At 64.4% G+C, this 2,491-nt stretch carries 3 protein-coding genes; 2 read left to right on the forward strand and 1 reads right to left on the reverse strand.

Translation table 11 applies throughout. The annotated features are described in order from the left end of the window. Positions 1–458: pyridoxamine 5'-phosphate oxidase family protein (locus ELR45_RS34075; RefSeq protein WP_129670248.1), on the forward strand; the 458-nt coding region annotated here is incomplete at its 5' end. A gap of 276 nt (positions 459–734) precedes the next feature. Then, a complete protein-coding gene (locus ELR45_RS34080; RefSeq protein WP_129670246.1) occupies positions 735–2,021 on the forward strand; it encodes a winged helix-turn-helix domain-containing protein in 1,287 nt (428 codons plus the stop codon). A gap of 14 nt (positions 2,022–2,035) precedes the next feature. On the opposite strand, the gene ELR45_RS34085 is transcribed toward ELR45_RS34080, so the two are convergent. Then, a complete protein-coding gene (locus ELR45_RS34085) occupies positions 2,036–2,353 on the reverse strand; it encodes a hypothetical protein (RefSeq protein WP_129670247.1) in 318 nt (105 codons plus the stop codon). Positions 2,354–2,491 lie beyond the last annotated feature (138 nt).

A 2,491-nucleotide genomic window follows, 5' to 3' on the forward strand; every position in this document is an offset into this window, starting at 1 on the left:
GCCAGGAACTGCTGGCCCGCGACCTGACCCGCTTGGCCTACGTCGCCAAGGACGGCACACCTCGCAATGTCCCGATCGGGTTCACCTGGAACGGCACGGAGATCGTCATGTGCACGACGAAGAACGCCCCGAAGCTCCCGGCCCTGCGCAAGAACCCGACGGTTGCCCTGACGATCGACACCGAGGTGCACCCGCCCAAGATCTTGCTCATCCGCGGCCGGGCCGAGCTGGACGTCGTCGACGGCATCCCGGACGAGTATCTCGAGGCGAACAGCACCTACGAGATGACGCCCGAGCAACGGGTCGAGTGGGAAGCGGAGGTGCATTCGCTCTACCACGACGGCATGGTCCGGATCGTCGTGACCCCGACGTGGGCGAAGCTGATCGACTTCGAGACGACTCTGCCGAGCGCGGTCGAGGAGCTGGTCCGGCAGCGGGAGGAACGTCAGCGCGCCTGAGCGCCGCGCGGTCGCTCGCGATGGGTGGATCACCCACGCCTTAACCCCGAACGCGACCACCTCACGCGACAGGCCGCACGACTCAACGCACAGACAGCTGCACGGTTAAGGCCAGCCAGGCGCGCGCTGAGACGCCCACCGTGGTTGCTCCCGACTGTCCACGCTGCTAGCGTCCGGGGTCGACCTAGTTGATACGTACCGTCAGACGGCTCCAGCGGAGGGGCATATGCCGTGCCGCGGTCGAGACTGGCTGGTGGAGCGAGCGGTAGGGCTCTTGTGGGCGTTGACAAGATCAGTTTGAGTGAGGCGCGCCGGATCGCGCTGTCGGCACAGGGGTTTGCCGAGCCGCGTCCGTCTGGGCGTGTCAACGTCCGACATCTGTGTGACGTGATCAAGCGCCTCGGCGTGTTGCAGCTGGACTCGGTCAATGTGTTGTGCCGCTCGCACTACCTACCGCTGTTCTCTCGGCTAGGTCCATATCCGAGATCAACGCTAGACCGAATGGTGTGGGGACCAGAGTCGTCGCGGGAGATCTTCGAGTACTTCTGGGGCCACAAGGCGGCCTTGTTGCCGACTGGTGCGTATCCAGCCGTTCGGTGGCGGATGCGGGCAGCGCAACATCAGGTGTGGGGCGACAAGCTGAGCGCAGATACGCAGGTGCCGTCCGCAGTGGCTGAAGGGATGAGTCGCCTTTCGCGCGAGCAGCCGGGTCTCATCGGCACCGTCCTCGGCGTGTTCACCGAACGCGGGCCTCTGACCGCCGCTGAACTTGATGATTCCAGTGGTAACCGCGGGCCAGCAGCTGAAGGCGGCCGGATGTGGAACTGGAAGGACACCAAGATCGCAGTCGAGGCGCTCTTCGCCGCTGGACGGCTGGCCGTCTCAGATCGACGCCACTTTGAGCGGGTCTACGACCTCGCCGAACGTGTGATTCCCGCGGAGGTGCTCAACACACAGGCGCCTGGTGTTGAGGATTCCCAGCGCGAGTTGGTCCGGACTGCAGGACGGGCATCCGGTATCGCGACCACCCGCGAGCTGTGCGCGCCAGGTCGCAGTTACGTCGCGCTCCCGGCAGGGGTCGGAAAGCAGCGGGTGGCCGAGCTGGTAGAGGCTGGCGATCTGATCCCAACCCGCGTCGAGGGCCTAGGCGGCCAGTACTACCGCTGGCGGGAAGCCGAGTGCCCCGACCGCGTTGAGGCCCGGGCGCTGCTCTCGCCGTTTGATTCCTTGATCTGGACAAGGGATCGCACCGAACGGCTGTTCGGGTTTCATTATCGCGTGAGCATCTACACGCCAGAGTCCGAACGGGTCGACGGCTACTACGTTCTACCGTTCCTTCTCGGCGACCAGATCGTCGCCCGGGTCGACCTACGCGCCGATCGGAAGACATCGACGCTGCATGTACCGGTAGTCAACGTCGAATCGGAGGTGCCGACGGGGCCGGTCATCTCCGGGTTAGTTCAGGAACTGGAGTCCATGGCTGGCTGGTTGGATCTCGACGAGATCAAAGTCGGCGACCGCGGGAACCTCGCCGATGGATTAGTGCAGGCACTTCAAAACTGAACGAGTTATTCAGGTCAGCCTGCGAACGCCGGGAACAGCGGCGCAGGCGGGCTGGCGGCATCGGGCCACCGGTTGATCATCGCTGCCGCTAGAGTGCGGAGCCAGTCACTGAATGCTGGCATGCTATCGGTCCGCTCTGCCAACCCCGTGAAGATCCGGATCTGCTGCACGATCTGCCCGCGTCGACGCCAGCTGTCATGCCGCGACTGGTCCGGACGCGAGATCAGGGGCAGTCGGCTGATCCGTCCGATGAGGGCGATCGCTGCTCCGTCCACAAGCATCTGGTCGTAGCCGGCGAGCACCTGATGTGCACCGCCGTCAGCCAATCTCACCCCAACGGTCCGCACCGTAGACGTAGTTCAGCCCGGTCTCTACATCAGCGGTGTCCGCGTACGACCTCACGTGTAGGTCTTGGTACGACCTGATGTGACGGTGTTCGGCGAGTCGTGTCCGTACTCGTGTGTGGAAAG

Origin of the sequence: Phytoactinopolyspora endophytica, from assembly GCF_004138495.1 — a bacterium.
GTDB classification, from domain to species: Bacteria; Actinomycetota; Actinomycetes; order Jiangellales; family Jiangellaceae; genus Phytoactinopolyspora; species Phytoactinopolyspora endophytica.